This window comes from Thalassolituus sp. UBA3500 (assembly GCF_002377545.1).
GTDB lineage: Bacteria > Pseudomonadota > Gammaproteobacteria > Pseudomonadales > Oceanobacteraceae > Thalassolituus.
Window position 1 is genome coordinate 250,024 of sequence record NZ_DFQB01000060.1, and the last position, 18,717, is coordinate 268,740.

13 protein-coding genes are annotated in these 18,717 nt (G+C 47.6%); 5 read left to right on the forward strand and 8 right to left on the reverse strand.

What is annotated here, in order from left to right; all coding sequences use genetic code 11:
- Window positions 1-16: 16 nt before the first annotated feature.
- Both dnaN and dnaA read right to left on the reverse strand, forming a co-directional pair.
- Window positions 17-1,117, reverse strand: coding sequence for a DNA polymerase III subunit beta (dnaN, locus tag B2R29_RS16600; protein ID WP_301182080.1), 1,101 nt, complete (start codon window positions 1,115-1,117; stop codon window positions 17-19).
- A gap of 37 nt (window positions 1,118-1,154) precedes the next feature.
- Window positions 1,155-2,693, reverse strand: coding sequence for a chromosomal replication initiator protein DnaA (gene dnaA / locus B2R29_RS16605; RefSeq protein ID WP_374047300.1), 1,539 nt, complete (start codon window positions 2,691-2,693; stop codon window positions 1,155-1,157).
- A 548-nt stretch (window positions 2,694-3,241) separates the two neighbouring features.
- Between dnaA and rpmH the strand changes: the two genes are divergently transcribed.
- The 5 genes from rpmH (at window position 3,242) to mnmE (ending at window position 7,388) form a co-directional block, all read left to right on the forward strand.
- The gene (rpmH, locus tag B2R29_RS16610) at window positions 3,242-3,376 is read left to right on the forward strand and encodes a 50S ribosomal protein L34 (protein ID WP_068435451.1); all 135 of its coding nucleotides are present in this window, start codon (window positions 3,242-3,244) and stop codon (window positions 3,374-3,376) included.
- Window positions 3,377-3,406: 30 nt separating this feature from the next.
- On the forward strand, window positions 3,407-3,796 hold the full coding sequence (rnpA, locus tag B2R29_RS16615; protein ID WP_301182082.1) for a ribonuclease P protein component: 390 nt from the start codon (window positions 3,407-3,409) through the stop codon (window positions 3,794-3,796).
- A 22-nt stretch (window positions 3,797-3,818) separates the two neighbouring features.
- Window positions 3,819-4,058, forward strand: coding sequence for a membrane protein insertion efficiency factor YidD (yidD, locus tag B2R29_RS16620; RefSeq protein WP_349678009.1), 240 nt, complete (start codon window positions 3,819-3,821; stop codon window positions 4,056-4,058).
- Window positions 4,059-4,060: 2 nt separating this feature from the next.
- Window positions 4,061-5,728, forward strand: coding sequence for a membrane protein insertase YidC (gene yidC / locus B2R29_RS16625; RefSeq protein ID WP_301182083.1), 1,668 nt, complete (start codon window positions 4,061-4,063; stop codon window positions 5,726-5,728).
- Between the two features lie 256 nt (window positions 5,729-5,984).
- Window positions 5,985-7,388: a tRNA uridine-5-carboxymethylaminomethyl(34) synthesis GTPase MnmE gene (mnmE, locus tag B2R29_RS16630; RefSeq protein ID WP_301182084.1), complete on the forward strand. Its 1,404-nt coding sequence runs from the start codon at window positions 5,985-5,987 to the stop codon at window positions 7,386-7,388.
- Here the strand turns inward: mnmE and B2R29_RS16635 are convergent, their stop codons facing one another.
- The 6 genes from B2R29_RS16635 to B2R29_RS16660 are packed head-to-tail and all read right to left on the reverse strand — an operon-like array spanning window position 7,389 to window position 18,692.
- Window positions 7,389-8,792, reverse strand: a complete 1,404-nt coding sequence (locus B2R29_RS16635) for an MvaI/BcnI family restriction endonuclease (RefSeq protein ID WP_301182085.1) — start codon at window positions 8,790-8,792, stop codon at window positions 7,389-7,391.
- A 14-nt stretch (window positions 8,793-8,806) separates the two neighbouring features.
- Window positions 8,807-10,720: a DUF1998 domain-containing protein gene (gene drmB / locus B2R29_RS16640; protein WP_301182086.1), complete on the reverse strand. Its 1,914-nt coding sequence runs from the start codon at window positions 10,718-10,720 to the stop codon at window positions 8,807-8,809.
- Window positions 10,710-14,381, reverse strand: coding sequence for a helicase-related protein (locus B2R29_RS16645; RefSeq protein ID WP_301182087.1), 3,672 nt, complete (start codon window positions 14,379-14,381; stop codon window positions 10,710-10,712). Before B2R29_RS16645 ends, drmB begins: the two co-directional genes overlap by 11 nt.
- Window positions 14,378-16,102, reverse strand: coding sequence for a nuclease-related domain-containing DEAD/DEAH box helicase (locus tag B2R29_RS16650; RefSeq protein ID WP_301182088.1), 1,725 nt, complete (start codon window positions 16,100-16,102; stop codon window positions 14,378-14,380). The genes B2R29_RS16645 and B2R29_RS16650 overlap by 4 nt, the downstream gene beginning before the upstream one ends.
- The gene (locus tag B2R29_RS16655) at window positions 16,093-17,700 is read right to left on the reverse strand and encodes a hypothetical protein (protein ID WP_301182089.1); all 1,608 of its coding nucleotides are present in this window, start codon (window positions 17,698-17,700) and stop codon (window positions 16,093-16,095) included. The genes B2R29_RS16650 and B2R29_RS16655 overlap by 10 nt, the downstream gene beginning before the upstream one ends.
- Window positions 17,697-18,692 (reverse strand): hypothetical protein, encoded by a 996-nt coding sequence (locus B2R29_RS16660; protein ID WP_301182090.1) that lies wholly within the window; start codon window positions 18,690-18,692, stop codon window positions 17,697-17,699. Before B2R29_RS16660 ends, B2R29_RS16655 begins: the two co-directional genes overlap by 4 nt.
- Window positions 18,693-18,717 lie beyond the last annotated feature (25 nt).

The window sequence follows — 18,717 nt, forward strand, 5'->3', positions numbered from 1 at the left end:
TCAGAAACGCCTGAGACTACAGACGCATCGGCATAACAACATACATCGCATCAGAGCTGTCTGGCTCTTCGATCAATGCACTGCTGTTTGCATCTGACAGAGTAAACTTAACCTGTTCGGTCGAAATAACGCCAAGAACATCTTGCAGGTAAGAAACGTTAAAGCCGATCTCAAGCGCGTCGCCCTGATACTCAACCGCTGTGGTTTCTTCTGCTTCTTCCTGCTCTGGGTTGTTTGCAAACACCTGAAGCGTATCGGTACCCAACACCAGGCGAACACCACGGTACTTTTCATTAGAAAGAATCGCAGTACGGTTAAACACCTGACGCAGATCCGTACGATCAGCCAGAACCACGTTATTACCGCCCTTCGGAATCACCCGGCTGTAATCCGGGAACTTGCCATCAACCAGCTTCGAGGTGAAGGTAAACTCTTCAGTCTGAGCGCGCAGGTGATTAGCACTCAAAGACAGGCTTACGCTGGCTTCTGGATCAGTCAGCAGCTTCGCCATCTCCAGTACACCTTTACGCGGCAGAATGATCTGACGGGTTTCAGCAAGGCCAGATACTTCAGTAACACAGGTCGCCAGACGATGGCCGTCGGTCGCTACAGCGCGCAGGCTGTCTGCAGTGACTTCCATCAGCATGCCGTTCAGGTAGTAACGAACATCCTGCTGTGCCATGGCAAAGCTTGAGCGATCAATAATGTGGCGCAGACTGGCTTGTGGCAGAGAGAACGACTGCTCGTCGGCGATCGCATCCACATTCGGGAATTCAGTCGCAGGCAGTGTTGAAAGCGTAAAACGCGAACGACCCGAGCGAACATTAACGCGCGCTTCGTCCTGTTCGATCTCAATTTGAGCACCGTCCGGCAGAGAGCGACAGATATCCATCAGCTTCTTCGCTGGAACCGTAATCGCACCTTCCTGACCAACTTCATCAAGAGTGACCCGGCCTACCAGCTCAACTTCAAGGTCGGTACCTGTGAGCGACAGTTGCTGACCTTCAATTTCAAGCAATACGTTTGAAAGTACTGGCAGAGTCTGACGCTTTTCTACAACACCTGCTACCAATTGCAGTGGGCGCAGAAGGGCTTCCCTGGATATTACGAATTTCATGGTTCTCCACTCGGTCCGGAGCCTGAGCTAACAGGCGTTAGGTTGTCAGTAAGCGCAGCAGGTTCTTATAATCTTCCCGCACATCAGCACTGGATTCCTGCAATTCTTTAATCTTACGGCACGCATGCAACACAGTCGTGTGGTCACGCCCGCCAAACAGCTCGCCTATTTCGGGCAGGCTGTGATTTGTCAGTTCTTTGCTCAATGCCATAGCAACCTGGCGAGGTCGCGCAATCGAGCGTGTACGGCGCTTAGATAATAAATCAGACATCTTGATTTTGTAATACTCTGCGACCGTACGTTGAATATTTTCAACACTGACCTGTTTATCCTGGAGCGCCAGCAAATCTTTCAGCGACTCTTTAATAAAAGGTAAGGTGATTTCACTGCCCGTGAACTGAGCGTTTGCAGCGACACGTTTCAGTGCCCCTTCCAACTCACGCACATTCGAACGAATTTTCTGAGCAATAAAGAAAGCAGCATCATCCGGGAGATTCATACCTGTCTGCTCGGCTTTCTTCATTAAGATAGCAACACGGGTTTCTAATTCAGGCGGCTCGACGGCAACCGTCAGACCCCAGCCGAAACGAGACTTCAGACGCTCTTCCAGCCCAGCGATCTCTTTCGGATAGCGATCGCAAGTCAGAATCATCTGCTGACCACCCTCTAACAAGGCATTAAAGGTATGGAAGAACTCTTCCTGAGAGCGCTCTTTACCGGCGAAAAACTGAATATCATCAATCAGTAGGGCATCTAGGCTGCGATAGAAGCGCTTAAACTCGTTAATCGCACCCAGCTGGAGTGCTTTCACCATATCCTGAACAAAACGCTCAGAATGAACGTATAGAACACGAGCGTTCTTGTTCTTGGTTTGTAAGTAATTACCAACCGCGTGCATTAAGTGAGTCTTACCCAGACCAACACCACCATATATAAAGAGTGGGTTGTACGATCCGCCCGGATTGTCAGAAACCTGCTTCGCCGCTGCATGGGCTAACTGGTTCGACTTACCCTCAACAAAGCTATCAAACGTAAAATTCTGATTCAGGAAACTCTGATGCTGCAAGCCACCTTCTACCTGCACCTTTCTTTTGGGGGGTGGCGTCGGAGCCACAGGCGCAGGTTCAGAAACCGGATTTACCACAGCAAGCTCCGCCGCTGATGGCGCAGTATCTTCGGCGAAAGCCATTGGCTCTGCATTATAAGAACCACCCAATGGGGCAGTTTCAATTTTTGATACTGGCTCTCTTGGTGCGGCAAAGCTCATCGTGTCGTCTTTTATAGAACGAGGTTCTGGACGAGGCGGCGGTGTTGTCGGACGCTGAAACATAGGGCGTGACTCACCCGCCACTATATTCACGTGCGTGAGCAAGCCGCCATTAAGATCTGAAATGATTTCCTGAATGCGTTGCAGGTATTTATCTCTTACCCAGTCTTTTACAAACCGGTTAGGCGCACTCAGAACAAGCTGCCCATTATCAGCGCTCGCGGTCAGAGGACGAATCCATGTGTTGTATTGCTGTGCGGGTAACTCATGCTGCAGATACCCCAGGCAGTCTTCCCACAAACCCGTCACATGCACCTCTGATCCTGACGTAGAAATAAATAGCTATAAAGAAGACGGACATACTACCCGAGGAAGTACCGGTTATCCACAGAAATACGTCATTCTGATGAACAAAGTTACCGCCTGATCTGTGGATAAGTCTCTTAACAGCTTGTCTTTTAAGGGGTGAATGAAATTGTGAACAACTCGCGATCCGGTCATCACTGTGCATAACCCATGATTTCGTCCACCAGATGAACCCAACTTCCAGACAATGTTTACCGGGCTTATCCGCAGAGTTATTTATGAGATAATCAATTGAAAATTAAAGGGTTTTTCGACTTATCAACAGAATTAAGCGACCGTTTTAATAATAACTTCAGATTTCTTCTCTTCTTCATCACACATCATCAGTACTTAAAACATAAATATTCATCAGAATGACCGGTCTTCAGGTTTTTCAGAAAGTTCATAAACAAAGCTATCTTGGCGTTGCTTTAAACGTTTCTTTTGCATACAATTCCCGCCCCTAAAAATTGCCCTGACTGTTGGGCTGTTCACACTAACTGGGTGATGATATGAAACGTACATTTCAACCAAGCGTACTGAAGCGCAAGCGTACTCATGGTTTCCGTGCCCGCATGGCAACCAAAAACGGCCGTCAGGTTCTGGCTCGTCGTCGCGCTAAAGGCCGTCACAGCCTCGCTGCTTAATTGCTGTAACTGATCTGCGCAGAGAGAAATATGCCGGATACGTGCTTCCGTAAAAATTTACGGCTGCTGAAACCGGCAGAATTCAAACGTGTTTTCGATAACACGGCTCTGCGTGGTAGCACGCCTCACCTTCTGGTACTGGCTGCACCGAACGAACTTGACCGACCTCGTGTCGGTTTTGTTCTGGCGAAAAAACAGCTAAAGCTCGCGGTCGATCGCAATCGGGTAAAACGCCTGATACGTGAGTCATTCCGACAGCATCAGCATGATCTCGCCAGCCATGACTTTGTCATATTGGCACGTTCGGGCATCGTTCAGCTGGACAATCAGCAGATTCGTGAGATGATCGACAGCCTCTGGTTCAGACTGAAGAAACCCCATGGCAAACACCAAGGCAGAAAACGCAAACCGCGGCGTTAATCCCGTGGCCAGGATTGCCCTGATGCTCATTTCTGTTTATCGGTACGCCATTAGTCCGATGCTTCCCAGCCGCTGTCGGTTCTACCCCACATGTTCTTCTTATGCCGAAGAAGCTATACGTCGCTACGGTCTGATCCGTGGAGGCTGGCTTGCACTTCGCCGCATTGGCCGTTGTCATCCATGGGGTGGTCACGGCGTTGATCTGGTACCAGATCTGGAAACACATACTCATTCCACTCATTGTTGCCAACGGAAACCCTGATCATGGATATCCGCCGTTTAGTCATATATGCAGGTCTTGCGATCTCCTCTTACATGCTGATTCTTGCCTGGAATCAGGATTACGGAATCGAGAACGTTACTACCCCTGTTGCTGAAACCAGCACAGAGTCAGCACCAGAATTTGGTTCTGATACCCCAGACATGTCAGAAGCTGTTGATGCTGACGTTCCTGATGTCAGTGATCAGCCAGCAGTCAGCGCCGCTGATATGCCAGAAGTTGCTGCCCCCACTGGTGATGTCATTACCGTACAGACCGATGTTCTTAATCTAGAGATCAACCCTAAGGGTGGCCAGGTTGTGTCGGTTCGTTTACCTAAGTATTCAAAGTCGATTAAGCAAAAAGACGTTCCGTTTACCCTGCTTGAAAACAGTAACGCACGTCTCTTTATCGCACAAAGCGGTCTGGTTGGACGTGACGGCATCGACAAAAACAACGGTGCTCTGTACAGCACTGAAAACACTGAATACACGCTGAACGAAGGCGAAGACACACTCGAAGTCGTGCTGACTCACCAGTCTGAAAAAGCCTACGTAGAAAAAATCTTCACCTTTACGCGTGGCGAATACCTGATGGATGTGCGTTACAAAGTACGCAACATCTCGCAGGAGCCATGGCAGGGTGCGTTTTACGCACAGCTGAAGCGTGACGGTTCTGATGACCCTTCCCAGTCAAGCAGCATGGGTATGCAGGCATACCTGGGTGCGGCACTGACCACGAGTGAAGAGCGTTATCAGAAAGTAAGCTTCGATGACCTCGAAGAAGGCAAATTCAAAAGCGTTGAAGAAGGTGGGTGGGCTGCCATTCTGCAACACTATTTTGTATCAGCCTGGATTCCGGCACAGGATCAACAGCACACCTACAATGGTCGTTACGTTAAAGGAAACTATATTTTTGGTTTCTACGACAACTCAGTCAGCGTAGCGCCAGGCGAAACCGCGACCATGGGTGCTCAGCTCTACACTGGCCCTAAGATCCAGGAACGTCTGGAAGAAATCGCACCAAACCTGAATTTGGTGATCGACTACGGCATCCTCTGGTGGGTGGCGCAGCCGTTGTTCTGGTTGCTGGATAACATCCATGACTTTGTTGGCAACTGGGGTGTAGCAATCATCCTGCTGACGGTTCTGATTAAGCTCGTGTTCTTCAAGCTGTCGGCGATGTCGTACCGTTCAATGGCGAACATGCGCAAAGTGGCGCCGAAGATGGCCGAGATCAAAGAGCGTTACGGTGATAACCGCGAGAAACTCGGTCAGGAGATGATGAAGCTCTACAAGACCGAGAAGATCAATCCACTCAGTGGTTGTTTGCCGATTTTGGTTCAGATGCCGGTGTTCATTGCCCTGTATTGGGTACTGATGGAATCGGTAGAACTGCGTCAGGCGCCTTTTTTCCTCTGGATTGAAGACCTCTCGATCAAAGATCCGCTGTTCATCCTGCCATTGCTGATGGGTGCGTCTATGTTCATCCAGTTTAAGCTGAACCCAACACCGCCAGATCCTATGCAGGCGCGTGTTATGCAGCTGATGCCAGTAATCTTTACCGTATTCTTCCTGTGGTTCCCTGCAGGTCTGGTACTGTACTGGGTAGTGAACAACGTACTCTCGATTGCACAGCAGTACGTCATTACCAAACAGATTGAGAAGAGCTGACGCTCTGACCAATCTTAAAAAGGCGCTGCGGCGCCTTTTTTGTTGCCTTAAAATGAGGTCGCTGGCAATTCACCCACTATTGTAGGGTGGGCATTGCCCACCAATTTAAAAGGGCGCTGCCCATAACCAACGGATACTAATACCGCTGGATACATCAGCAGGACGCGGCAAGCACATCCATGTGCGCTCAGTTATGCCATCCATGGCATAAATGCCTGCTTCATGCATCCAGAGGTATTTAACAAAAGGCCAGACCATGACCCAGGTACACCAGGACACCATTACAGCCATCGCAACCGCCCCAGGGCGTGGCGGTGTCGGCATTATCCGCGTGTCTGGTGAGAAAGCCTTACAGGTTGCACGACAAGTACTGGGGTACGAGCCGAAACCGCGCTACGCGCACTACGGGCCGTTCAAAGCCGAAGATGGCACCGTACTCGACGAAGGCATCGCTCTCTTCTTCCCGAATCCGAATTCCTTTACCGGCGAAGACGTACTTGAATTGCAAGGCCATGGTGGCCCTGTGGTGCTCGATCTTCTGCTGAAAGAAGTCGTTGCACTTGGCTGCCGTATGGCCCGCCCCGGTGAATTCTCAGAGCGTGCCTTCTTAAACGACAAACTGGATCTTGCTCAGGCCGAAGCCATCGCTGACCTGATTGATTCTGCCTCAGAGCAAGCCGCACGTTGTGCGCTGCGCTCCATGCAGGGCGAATTCTCAAAGAAAGTACATGAACTGCTCGATCAACTGATACACCTGCGCATGTACACTGAAGCTGCGATCGACTTCCCTGAAGAAGAAATCGATTTTCTCTCTGATGGCAAAGTCGAAGCCATGCTCACCGAAGTAGAACAGGCGTTAGAGAAGGTACTACGCGAGGCAAATCAGGGTGCCATCCTTCGTGAAGGCATGAACGTCGTCATCGCTGGGCGCCCGAACGCGGGTAAATCTTCATTACTCAATGCCCTCGCTGGCCAGGACCGCGCCATCGTCACCGACATAGCCGGTACCACCCGCGACGTACTGAAAGAACATATCCACATCGACGGTATGCCGCTGCACATCATCGACACGGCGGGTTTGCGTGATGCCCCCGACGAAGTCGAGCGCATTGGTATTCAGCGTGCCTGGGACGAGATCACCAAGGCGGATCGTATTCTGCTGATGATCGATTCAACCACAGACGAAACCGACCCTGAGAAGCTCCTGCACGCCCTATACGATGAGCGCGGCCTTGAACAACAGACCGACGACCTGCTCGCCAGCGGACGCGTTACCGTGATTCGTAACAAAGCCGACCTCTCGACCGAAACCGTTGGCCTGGATACCACCGAAGGCTCAAACGCGAATTACCCAACTATTACCCTCTCAGCGAAACAGAACGCGGGCGTCGATACCCTGCGTGAACACCTCAAAGACGTCATGGGCTACAACGCCGCGAACGAAGGTGGCTTTCTTGCCCGCCGCCGCCACATTGACGCCCTGAATCGAGCCAAAGACGCCCTCGCCTACGGCCGCCAACAGCTTGAAGGCATGGGCGCAGGCGAACTGCTCGCCGAAGACTTGCGCATGGCACAGAACGCACTGAACGAAATCACCGGCGCGTTTACCGCCGATGATCTGTTGGGTGAGATTTTTGGAAGCTTCTGTATTGGGAAATGATCAGATATCAATTTCCCGAACTTCTTCATAGAGGTGCTGGGAGTCTCTGTAGATATTGTTAATACGCCATTGAGAGCGTCGCTTGTTGTTCTTCGGGTTGTCCGGATCAAATTTGGGTGCAGGATCCAGAAATATGACACCACTGGCGATTGATCGGATCATTCGCTCAAGGCTGGTTCTCTTGCACCAAAGAACCTGATTTCCAAAATGTACCTTGCGCGTATAACCGGCGTCATACTCTTCCTGAATTTCGTTGTCGGTTACTCTCGCGGGCACATAAACAGATTCGTTATGCTTTACGCCCCAGTTATTCAAAAGTCTTTCGGCAGACCAGCTGGCGGCAATATTTTCATCGTCATCTGCGAGTACAACCATAAGGTTCTCTAACTGATGTGCCAGCGGCTTGTCAGGATCATAATTTTCCAGCCCTTCCGATTCTGAGCCTTTTGGAGTACACAGTACGCGAAGAGAAAGCCCTGACTTCTCACTGACCGATCCAGCCCTATGCAGGCCTGTCAGGCGATACACGGCTTCTTTTTCGTATCCGTACTTCTGCATAAAGTCAGAGAAGCTCTGTGAATACAGTCCGCCGTCTGGTTCAGGCGTAAACAGAGTTAGTTTTTTACTGGTAAAACACTTCAGTTCTATTCCAAAGATATCTCCATCTTTGGAGGCATTCGTTCTGATACCTAATTCGTGTTCAAGTGTATAGCCGTGAACTTGAGTACCTGTAAATGGAACGGTGTTTCCGTTAGCATCTAGTCGGCACCCTTTAATACTTTTACTGCCGATACGCTGTTTAAGCAGAGTCAACAGTTTATGAGATTCGGCTTCCTGTTCAATTTCGAGTACCCGACAAATTTTAGAGTCTGCGAAGAAAGGAAGCCCGAGAAATTCTTTCTTGAACTCTGGAGTAGGTGAAACAATCATTACCGCTATTGCTTGACCCTCAATCGTTGCACCAATAGCGAGGTATCTCTCTATACTAGGGTTCTCTTTAGTGAAATCTACAGACATTGATCTTGGCATCAGCCCTGTTTCTGCTTTGAAACCAGAGAGTCTTACTTCGGGGTATTGAGCGTAGAGAACGCCTTTGCAGGTTGGAACCCTATGAAGGCTCTGGTCTGTGCCCAACCACTGAAAATCATTAAAAACAGCGGACAGTATCTTAGTCCCTTTGATGCTTCCTTTACGTTTATTACTTTGACTCTTTTCCCGTGTGGAAAATGTCATGTCAAAAATTGCATTGAGCAGGCTTGCATCGTGATGGAAGTAGATCTGCTGTTTGTCGTTGTTATTACGGCCAAGTTTTTTAATCAGAATCCGTTCACAACCATGCTTCTTAAGAAAGGACGAGAGCTGATCTACAGAGTATACATCGACGTGATCCAGCACGTTGTACATCGTAAAAATCCTTATTACATATTGGTAAGTAAGCGGGACAGAAAACCAAAATCGGGGTTTTCCGGCTCTCCCACTAACATGGCCCTGTCGAGCCCATTGTTCATTGCTTCGCAACTGGTTTCGGGTAATAAAACGCAAGCGTGACAGGCGGCCTTATTGCTATGTTGCGAGCCACGATGTCCCATATCCTCTGAGCAAACAGGATCTGCGGAGCACCATGATGCTGTGTCGACTGCTCGACGGATGAGAGGTTCAAGCAGCTCGGGTTGTCCCTGTCGAACAAGACCACCAAGACTTCCATCAGCATCCCCAGAAGCGGTATAGATCAAAAGTGCCGCCATCGGAGCTTTAGTATCGCTGGAAACGTAGAGCCTTTCTTTGAGAGCAGCAGATGAATAACCGCACTCAAATACAAGCTGTTTAATAAGTATGTGTGACAGCGTATGAACAAGAAGGTAACGGGCTGCCCAGCGCCAGTTTCTGTCAGTCAGCTGATCAGGAGCATTAAGAAGGTATTGGTCGGCCATATTTGCAACAAAACTGCTATCTAGACGCTTCTGTAACCACTCTGAATGATCATCTAACCATCGATTAACATCCCTGTCTTTCAGCTCAATATATATACCTTCTCCATAATTCTTTACAGCCGGTAGCCACTGACCTGTTTCCGGGGGAGGGTTTCTGAACAGTGTATGAATTGCCGATTCTGGCATGTTGTCCAATGGCTTCTTCGAGCGGATCAGCCGATCAAATCCGTAAAATACACGGGTTTCTCTCAAACGCTCTACGCGATGAATTTTTGAGATCCAGCCTGAAAATTCATCAGGAACTTTACTGCTTATAATTCTGAGTTCATCAGGATTTACAGTGTGAGCCGCGCTTAGAATTGTGAACTCTGAGCGTCTGAACGCCAGTTCGGCCGTATCTGAAGTAGTAGGAGAAATCTGATCGACGGCTTTCTGGCCATTGGATAAATTTTTTAATGCTTCGATAAGCTCTGCATCGCTGTAATCAGCTACCAGATTATCCAGGTTGCCTTTGACTAAAATCAGAGCCTGCTCTTCACCGCCAAGCTCTAGACTCGCTTTGGCTAAATTCAGTAAGGACTCATTTTCCTGAAAAATTAATGAAAGTTCTTTGGCTCGTTGATCCTGACCTACGTATGGTAAATATATCGAGGATATCGATTTTGCCATATAAATATTAGATTGATTGATCAGGGCGCCTACAGGCTTACGATCGCACGGTTCATAAATATTACCTAACCAGGGCCTGTTACCTGTGCAGCTAAGGTTGGCTTTACTGTAGAGACCCGAAGATTCAACCTCGGATTTATCATCGCTCAATTCATATTGCATTGCTCCCTGAAGATCTCTACCCTTATTGCATCCTTTGCAATGAACTTTGACAGAGCCAAGATCCGGGCCGCCAGCATCATGCAGAAACAGCTGGTCTGATCCGGAGCAGGTACAGCCACTCCATTCCTTCCACGGAAAGTCTGAAATATGTCCATTTTCACATACTGAGATAAATCTTACCGGTTGCCACTGCTCTCTATTCGGTGATCTGGCTTTCAGCATTCTAAGCCTGGATTCAAGATTAAACTGCGTCAGTCTTCCGGATATCTTATCCACGTACCACCGGGGAAACCGGTGGATACCGATTTCCAGTTGACTGATTTCAGGATCATCCCGATCATATATGTACTGAGGTGGTTGATAGAAAAGCCCTACTTTTAAGAGCTCAGAAAGGCGAGCCTCGCTGATGAGGTATTTGTTTCTGACAGCATCAGATATCTTCGAGTCTCCTGGCTTTTTCAACCAGAAATCCAGTCCACAGACAATATTAGATTGACCATACTGGTCGTTATACAAACTACCCGGCCCAAAAGGAGCAATAAGTTGTCCTGTACGAATGTCATTGGCCATTCTGATCACCTTCTAATTCCATATAGCGCTCGTTGATACTAAATCGAGCTGTGCCATCGACATTACGCATGCTACTGAGCACATTGACTCCCGCTTTTTGCTGAGCAGAAGATGAATGAGCACCAGGCCATAAAATCAGGTAATTGCCGTCCCGTTTCTGTGGAAACTCGTGCCACATCAGCGGGTTCATTCTTCCCTTGCGGAGAAGTTCATCGTGTACCTGTTCAATGACTTTTACAACACGATCTGCCTCCGCTTCCTGTTGTTCGAAGAGAAGCTCGCAACGCTCAATCAGAAAATCCTTTGCGTCTTCAATGGTAGACTCGTAGTGTCCAAATGTTGCACCGGGATGATCTGAACGGTACTGCTGACGAGCCCAGAGCAACATGATTCCTGCCGCAGCTCGTTTAACCGTTTCGATTGAGAATGGCGTGGCTGAGGTGGGTTCAACCTGCTCGTATAACCGCTGGTGATAATTCTGGAAATGCTCGAAGTGAGATAAATCCCGGCTCTTATTCGGGTTGTACATCATCATGATCAGTCCCGGGCGATCCCACCAACGACGACCCACGCGGCCGGATACCTGAATATATTGAGCTGTTGATTTTGGCTGGCCAACAATCGCCATCAGTGAGAGCCGATCAATATCTACTCCGACCTCAATAATGTTCGAAGCCAGGCAGGCGTCGACGGGCTTGTAGGTATTAGTCAAGGGCCTGGACAGTTCATCCATCAACTTAACCAATTCTGCCTGGGTGCGGCGGCTGGTCAGTTCTTCAATTTTGTTCAGATACCGCTTCTGGTTGTCCTCGACGTTGTAGCGATGCATGAAGTCTTTCATACGTGCGGCTATATCAGAACTAAACAGTGTTCTGGCACCACCCAATTCCCGTAAGCTGTTATAAAAAGCTAACAGGGACCACCAGGCGTCCTTGCTGTCATCAGGCATCAGGCTTGACCGGAATAATGCAGCAGAGAACGCCCGCACCTGGGTGGTGAGGAAAGATTTATAACCAGTTGCATTGATGCCAAGATAGAGGCGGCCTTGCTTCAAATTCCCATTGGCTTCTCTGGCATAACGGCCAAAGAAAGAATCGCTGATATCAAGACCAGGATTTGGAAATAGCTGCAACTGATCTTCATAACGGGCATATATGGCCTTTGTTTGATTCATTGCACCACGGATGGTTGCTGTTGATGCGATGACTTTAGGCCGGACCGGATTACCCTTAATCTCCTGAGTACAAAGGCGCTCGATAGCAGTTTCATAGAGGCCATATATTGACCCCAATGGTCCAGAGATAAGGTGGAATTCGTCCTGGATTATAAGACCCGGTGGCTCAGCGATACGTTCTATGGGACCGTTGGTTTCTGGATAGTGCCTGAGCCCAAACAATGTACCGGCTTCTGGTTTAAAGGCCAGCATTGCGAATTTATCAGCCGTGCTGATAAACATACTGGGAGGGTTCTTATAGAGTGCTTCGTCAATCACTTCGATAGGCAGGCGGGTATCGATCGCACCGAAATGGCAATTCACATCGGAACACTTCAGATGCGGCTGCTTACTTTCAATTATTCCTAAAATGGTATTGTTCTTATGTGTTTTTACTTTCACGAGACCAATTTCACTGCGACACCATGGGCACTCAGTGATCACTAAGGGGTTACCCTTCGTTTCTTCTTTCTTGAATTTTCTTATTGCAGCAGTAGCGTCTTTCCACTTGTTCGGAGAAGCATCCCGTCCAACCCAGAGGCCAAGGGTAAAGGGTTTAGTGCCAAGATCAGTGTCCACGCTGTATGTACGGATGTATTCCATTGAACAGATAAGACTGGCAGCGCGTTGAAACTGCTGGGTCGTCAACATGCGCAAGGTGTAACGCATAAAGACATTCGTACCGTCTTTCCGTAGTTCGCCATGTTTTGGAGGTTCCAGCCGCTGAAGAAACATATAGAAGGCAGCAACGCCTAAATAAGCTTCAGTCTTACCACCACCAGTGGGGAACCAGATGAGATCAACAACCTCTCGGTCATCGGAGAATGGATCCGTGAAGCCTTCGATACTCAACAAGAGGAATGCTGCCTGGAAGGCGCGCCAGTATTTTTCAGAAGTCTTGGTTGAATCCTGCCATGCTTCATCCGGGTTCAGTGACGAATCTGGTGATTGAGCGACCGGTTCAGCTGTTTTATTTGAAGCTTTCAAAGGCCGTTGTTGGATGTCTTTTGTGGCTGTCTGTTGAAACCACATGGCTTTATTTGCAAGCCTGAAAGCGTTTAATGGATCGGTATTACCCGCCAGGGCTTCAAGTCCACTCTTCATTCGCGTCAGGCATCTGTTGCAGCCGTCAAGGTGCCTTTCCGCGGTTTCGCGGTGCTGGTCATTGAAGCCTGAAGTTTTTTTGCGCTCGTCATTGATCCATTGTTCATAGGCGTATACAAGAGTCTCAAGCGAGGCCCATCCAGGGTCACTACTGTCAGTATTCTGGATGTTCGCGAGGTCTCTCATGGATAGTTTCAGTTCACTGCCATTTACGATGATATCCGGGGTCATACTCGGCAGCTCTACTGCGGGCATACAATCGGCCGTGATCATCATTGGCGTCTGGCCTTCATCGGCTCGCCAGGTGGCTGCGCACCCATGACCAATGGCCCAATTGGCTGAGTTTCTGTATAGCAGACTCAGGGTTTTCTCATCATCGTCCAGATTTCTATGCTCTCCACGACCTTGTGGATATTCTGTAAATGACGCTCCATTACGTGCTTCGACTTCAAAGCACGCCTGATACAGTGTCTGCTCGATGACTTGACGATAAGACAGGTTCGTAGCGACCTGGCTGTTACGGAGTACCACAGTGATTATCCGCTTGCCAAATGAAGAGCGGGAATAAAGATCCAGTTGTAGCTTTATGCCGTTACTAAGGTTTATTTCTTGTTTAGTAAGTCGTCGGGTGAGTAATTCTGGAACGTCGAACGTGAATATCTGTTCAGTTTGTAGGGCAGGTCTACGGCGCCAGGCATCACTTTCAACTGTTGTGCCATCACTAGCTGTTGTTACAGTAGTGCACCTCTCGTACACCCCGTTCACCAGGAATGGTTCGGAGTCCGGCTGCTGCCAAAACAGGCGTTTTTCGATGGGGATGCGTATGAGAATTTCGCCTTCGCTGCTCTCATCAATGCAGAAGCTGACACCCATAGTTGAAGGTTTGTAGGCATCAGAACCATTAACTTCGAAATCTTCGTCGTCAGCTGAATATACTGGGGCTGCTTCGTCCCGTGAGTATGTCTCGCTTTCTGCATCTTCATTCTTCAGGGCATATGTTCCGGCATCTGGAGCGGTATTTCCAACCACTGAATTGTTTCCGTCGTCAGGGCGTTCTGAGTCCCAAGGTTTTTCGTCCGAAGGTGGCAGGTAGTTCCCGGGGTACAGCAGGCCTATACCGTAGCGCTGAGCAGGGGTCTCTCTCCGGATGACCTCCTGTAGATGGTCCTGGCCTTCTGGTTGCCAGAACACAGATCCCTTCAACTTTCCAGGAGCTGGTAACTGGCAGGTGGACGATGAATTAAATTCAACTTTGAGTCCGGGGTAATCTTCACCTACTGGCCTTGAAGGCCCTATCATTTCAGATCTCAGAAATTCAATTTCCTGAGCACGTTCATTATTCATTTCAGATCCTTCTGGTTAATCCAGTTCAGCAAGTCTTGTTTGCTATCTTCACTACACAACACAAACACCTGTTCTGTTGCCCTTGTAATAGCTGTGTAGAAAAGATTACGGGTGACGGAAGTGCCGCGCAGGTCGACATCCGTAAGCAGAATCACTTTGTTCTCAAGCCCTTTGTAGGCATGAGCAGTTGTATATTGTACATAACCAGGGCGTTTGGTCTCGGATGCAGCCTGCAGGTTTATCGTGCTCTGGTTCTGTAGCTCTGTGATACAGGACTTAGCGGCAGATCCATAGCTCAGTAATGTGATATCTTCGGCTTTGAAGCCGTTCTTTATGGAAGCTGAAATGAAAGTGTCTATCTTCCCGATCTGCTCATCTATGTTTTTGTAAGTTGCTAACTTAAAACTATTTAGGCCGCCGCCCGTTCGCATATAGCCACTATAGGTATCATCAGAGGCATCTGATAAGGAGATAGCAAGATTCCCTACAGCAGAGTAATTACGGCAGTTCTCACCCAGTTTCCAGCAAGCGCTGTATCTCTTGAATTGGTTCAGTGTGTTACTGATCAGATCATGATCGAAAGTAAGAATCTGATTCTGAAAATCGCCCATCAACATGCAATGACCGCCATTGAAACCACCTTCAATTAACAGGTCCACGGTTTCAAAGAGATCTGGCCGCCCGAGAAAATCCTGGGCTTCGTCTATTACCAGGTAGTCGAACATTGCTTCCTGTTGCCGTTCAGGGTTGGTGAGTGCATCCTGGACTTCTGAAAGCATGTCATCCCAGAACGAAGTCGGCGCTTGTGCAGGGATATCAATATCGAACAGATTGAGCAGAACTGAGTTTACAGGCCCAGCGATTAGCAAAGGGTGATTACCTTGTGACACCTCGGATTGTGCCCATTTACCTACAAGATTATTGAAAGTCAGAAATGCAGTGCGTAACCCTTGCTCTGCTTTTCTGCGAGCTACCTCAAGCCCAATAAGGGTTTTACCAGTTCCGGCACCACCTTCAATGATAATTCTTGAGTTCCACTCGCTAAGCTTGAGCACCGGAGTCTGTTGTACCCGTAACTTCGCTTCCAGTTCATGGGACCGGGCTGCCAGTTCTTCTTCTTTCTCTGGCCGTCGCTTTCGGATAGGAAAGCAGTATTCAATAAACTGCTCGATCATTACAGCTGATAGAGGTGTGTCTAAGGGTTTTACCTGGGGATCTGTATCGATAAGTTTCTGGGCCATATTTTTCAACCCAGCGCAGAATTCGTCTGGGTGCTGCAGACTCCGGAAGCGAGTTCTGTCCATTACTTCGAAAGGTTGAATAGAGAGGTTTCTTGGAACAGTAAAAGGAGCGTTAGGGAATATGCAGCAATGAAGAACCGGAACATCTTTCCACATGGCAAGACCTGCGGAGATACGTCGTTGCAGGGCGTAACGACCATCCATTGCCTGCTGGAATGGAGACTTCTTCACCCTTTCCGGATACCAGGATTGTCCGTCGAAGCCTATCTCTCGGTGTGATTTAACTTCAACGCACAGAAGACCAACATCTGGAATGATAATCAGAAAGTCAATTTCGGTACGCTTCATCCGGTTAAAGGGAGCGAGATCCAGCGAATGAATCACCGTCCAGTCAGTGGTTGCTTGCTGTATTTTTTCATAGATAAGAACTTCGCCAGGTGGACTTTTATCCTGATCTATAAAGGCCGGGATTATACGCATGTCGCCTTATATTCCTTGTTCTGTATTGCTCTGTATTGTTCGGTCTGTTCCTTATCAATAAGCTTTGAGAGCATCTCTTCTGGTGCATAGAATCCTCTATCGATATTACTTACTCTTCGAAATACAACATGTCCTGTCAAACCGGTATCTTCTGGCATTGTGAATTCGTAAAAGTCTGTATTAGCGGATAATATATCGATATATGAATCCATGCATTTTCTCAGCTCATTATAAAGTTGATCTGCGACAATCCTATGGCTTAGTTGACCGTTTTCAATGCTACGGCTTTTATAATTACTCAATTCAGCCCAGGCGTTTTCTGCAATTGATAGACGAGGATCTTTTAAATCATATCCGTACCATATATCCTGCCGAAGAACCGATTCAATAAGGGCTATGAAATGTGATTTTCTTTGAGGGGCATTGATTCTATATTTATCAAAAGTAGACCAGCTTTCAGCGGCTTTATAACGATCCTGAAGTGCTATGCCTGCGAGTACCATCTTTAATGTAACAGCACCTGGTAGACGACGAAGTTGCCGATGAAGATCTGATTTCCATATCTTTGCCATAGGATAATCTTCAGGGTTGATCTCCTCTTTTCCAAGATCGACCTCGATACTTTGATCAATCCAGAAATCACCACTCCTTATTTCCTTTGCAGTTAATTGTAGAATTTCAAGACCGCAGGAATGGTTACGGAATACAAGTTCACGATGCCCCTTCCGGAATAGTGCAGCTTTGTTCTCTGAAAGTAATATACGTATGCAATTTATATCCGAACTTGCCTTAGTAGAGTAATTCTCTGCGTCGTTTAAGAATTCGTCATCAAGTGAGGAAGTGTCAGTATCACTATATTCTTCGGCGTGAGTACTATCCGAAACAGTTCTCGTTGTGAGTGGCATCAGCTGCAAATAATTAATATCTGAATTTATTGGATCCTGTGCCAACTCGATTTCATCTGAAGTACGGTCCCAACAGAAACGGATTAGTTTTCTGTATTTTGGAGCATTAAGTATCGGAGGCGCTATTTTTTGCATTCCCTCCATACGAAATGATCCGATTCGGAACAGTACATCGAATGGCTGAGCCACGCGATATTCTTTTAATCCTGTAATAAATTGGGTATCGGTCAGTTCTACATCATCATTAAGAAGTTTCTGAAAGTTGGCTATTTCTCGGCTTCGACATGCAATTCTTATACGGTCTACTCCAAACTCTGAAATTGTATTGATGACCTGTCTTCTAAATTCATCAATGAGAATCGAATTTCCTGACCGCCAATTAGTATGTAGTTCTTCGACTCGGTTTAATAACTTTCTGGTTTCTTCTCCGTATAACCGACCAACTTTTTCTTTATCTGATAGTAGAGGATGTGAAAATAGCTGAGAATCGCCATGCCACGGTGTATATCTTAGGCGAGCATACTCTATTCTTAGTTTGATTGCCGCTTCACTACCTTGGCCGTCTTCTTCTGGATCATCAAGATCGAAAGACACCTGTTTGAGTAATTTACATAAGTACGAGAATAGCTCTGATTTACATAACCATAATTCCTGACTGACATATTCTTCAGGTAGTTTTCTCATATCCGTCATATTCTCTCCATTGATCTGATCTGGATATATGGAGACTGGAAACATACTGGTGGGGGAATCTCATGATAGTAGCGCTGTCTATCCTGAAGGAAGGCCTCGAACTCCTCCAGAGCCGCACGAGAGCCGGATCTGTTAATGACTCCTACAATACTTGCGCCTGAAATATCGGAAAATATGTTCCAAGCACTAACAGTCTCTTTCGTGCCTTGTGCAATTATTACCGAAGGATCTTGATAAAAGGCATGCTCTTCAAGTTGCCGTTCTCCTATCAGGGTGACACGGCTAATGGTTGATTTACTATCGTCTCCCAGCATTAACAGGTCAGCCATTGAGATGTAGCTGCCATCAAAAGTAAAACAAGATTTTCTTAGTAGATCCATATAGTTTGAATTGTCACCTGCTGAAGCGGAGACAAGAATATGCTCAAGAAAGGAGGAGGTCAGGTTCTCTTTTTTGATTAATTTTAACCCGACTGGTAGTGATTCCATTACTCCGACTAGGGAAGGATCAGGTTGCAATGAACTTTGAGGAACCGGTAGTCCATTTATTTGCCAGTCAGATGCATAGGCAGACATTATCCATGATTTTAGCGATTCATTTTTCTTCTTGCCTCTGGACCTTTTCTGTCCAGTAACAATAATACCGGTACTATCTACCTCCTCTGAAAAATAATATTGCTTTTCTGGATCGGTATGCTTCCGGACATGCCATGCCTCTAGCGAGCTATTCCGGGAAGTAAGTACTTTCTCTCGAGCTGATAGCAAAAAGGAGAAATAGTTATTACACAGATTGTCATCTGCTCGTTCGAGAGAAGCTCGCAGTGCTCCTAAAGCTATAAGAGGCGCGATAGAGGATTCAAAAGGTGATGAAATCAGATGGATCTTCTTTGAAGAGACCTTTTTATCATTTACCAAGGTGTAACCAAGGCGTATAGATTTTACCACCCAGTCGGGCAGGTCCTCAAATAAACATCCTTGTTCGTAATATTTCATATTTCCTACCGGGCTAAAGCACTAC

Coding starts and splice junctions, on each gene's coding strand:
- dnaN (WP_301182080.1), bottom strand. CDS start 1,117: ATGAAATTCGTAATATCCAGGGAAGCCCTTCTGCGCCCACTGCAATTG.
- rpmH (WP_068435451.1), top strand. CDS start 3,242: ATGAAACGTACATTTCAACCAAGCGTACTGAAGCGCAAGCGTACTCAT.
- rnpA (WP_301182082.1), top strand. CDS start 3,407: ATGCCGGATACGTGCTTCCGTAAAAATTTACGGCTGCTGAAACCGGCA.
- yidD (WP_349678009.1), top strand. CDS start 3,819: ATGCTCATTTCTGTTTATCGGTACGCCATTAGTCCGATGCTTCCCAGC.
- yidC (WP_301182083.1), top strand. CDS start 4,061: ATGGATATCCGCCGTTTAGTCATATATGCAGGTCTTGCGATCTCCTCT.
- mnmE (WP_301182084.1), top strand. CDS start 5,985: ATGACCCAGGTACACCAGGACACCATTACAGCCATCGCAACCGCCCCA.
- B2R29_RS16635 (WP_301182085.1), bottom strand. CDS start 8,792: ATGTACAACGTGCTGGATCACGTCGATGTATACTCTGTAGATCAGCTC.
- drmB (WP_301182086.1), bottom strand. CDS start 10,720: ATGGCCAATGACATTCGTACAGGACAACTTATTGCTCCTTTTGGGCCG.
- B2R29_RS16645 (WP_301182087.1), bottom strand. CDS start 14,381: ATGAATAATGAACGTGCTCAGGAAATTGAATTTCTGAGATCTGAAATG.
- B2R29_RS16650 (WP_301182088.1), bottom strand. CDS start 16,102: ATGCGTATAATCCCGGCCTTTATAGATCAGGATAAAAGTCCACCTGGC.
- B2R29_RS16655 (WP_301182089.1), bottom strand. CDS start 17,700: ATGACGGATATGAGAAAACTACCTGAAGAATATGTCAGTCAGGAATTA.
- B2R29_RS16660 (WP_301182090.1), bottom strand. CDS start 18,692: ATGAAATATTACGAACAAGGATGTTTATTTGAGGACCTGCCCGACTGG.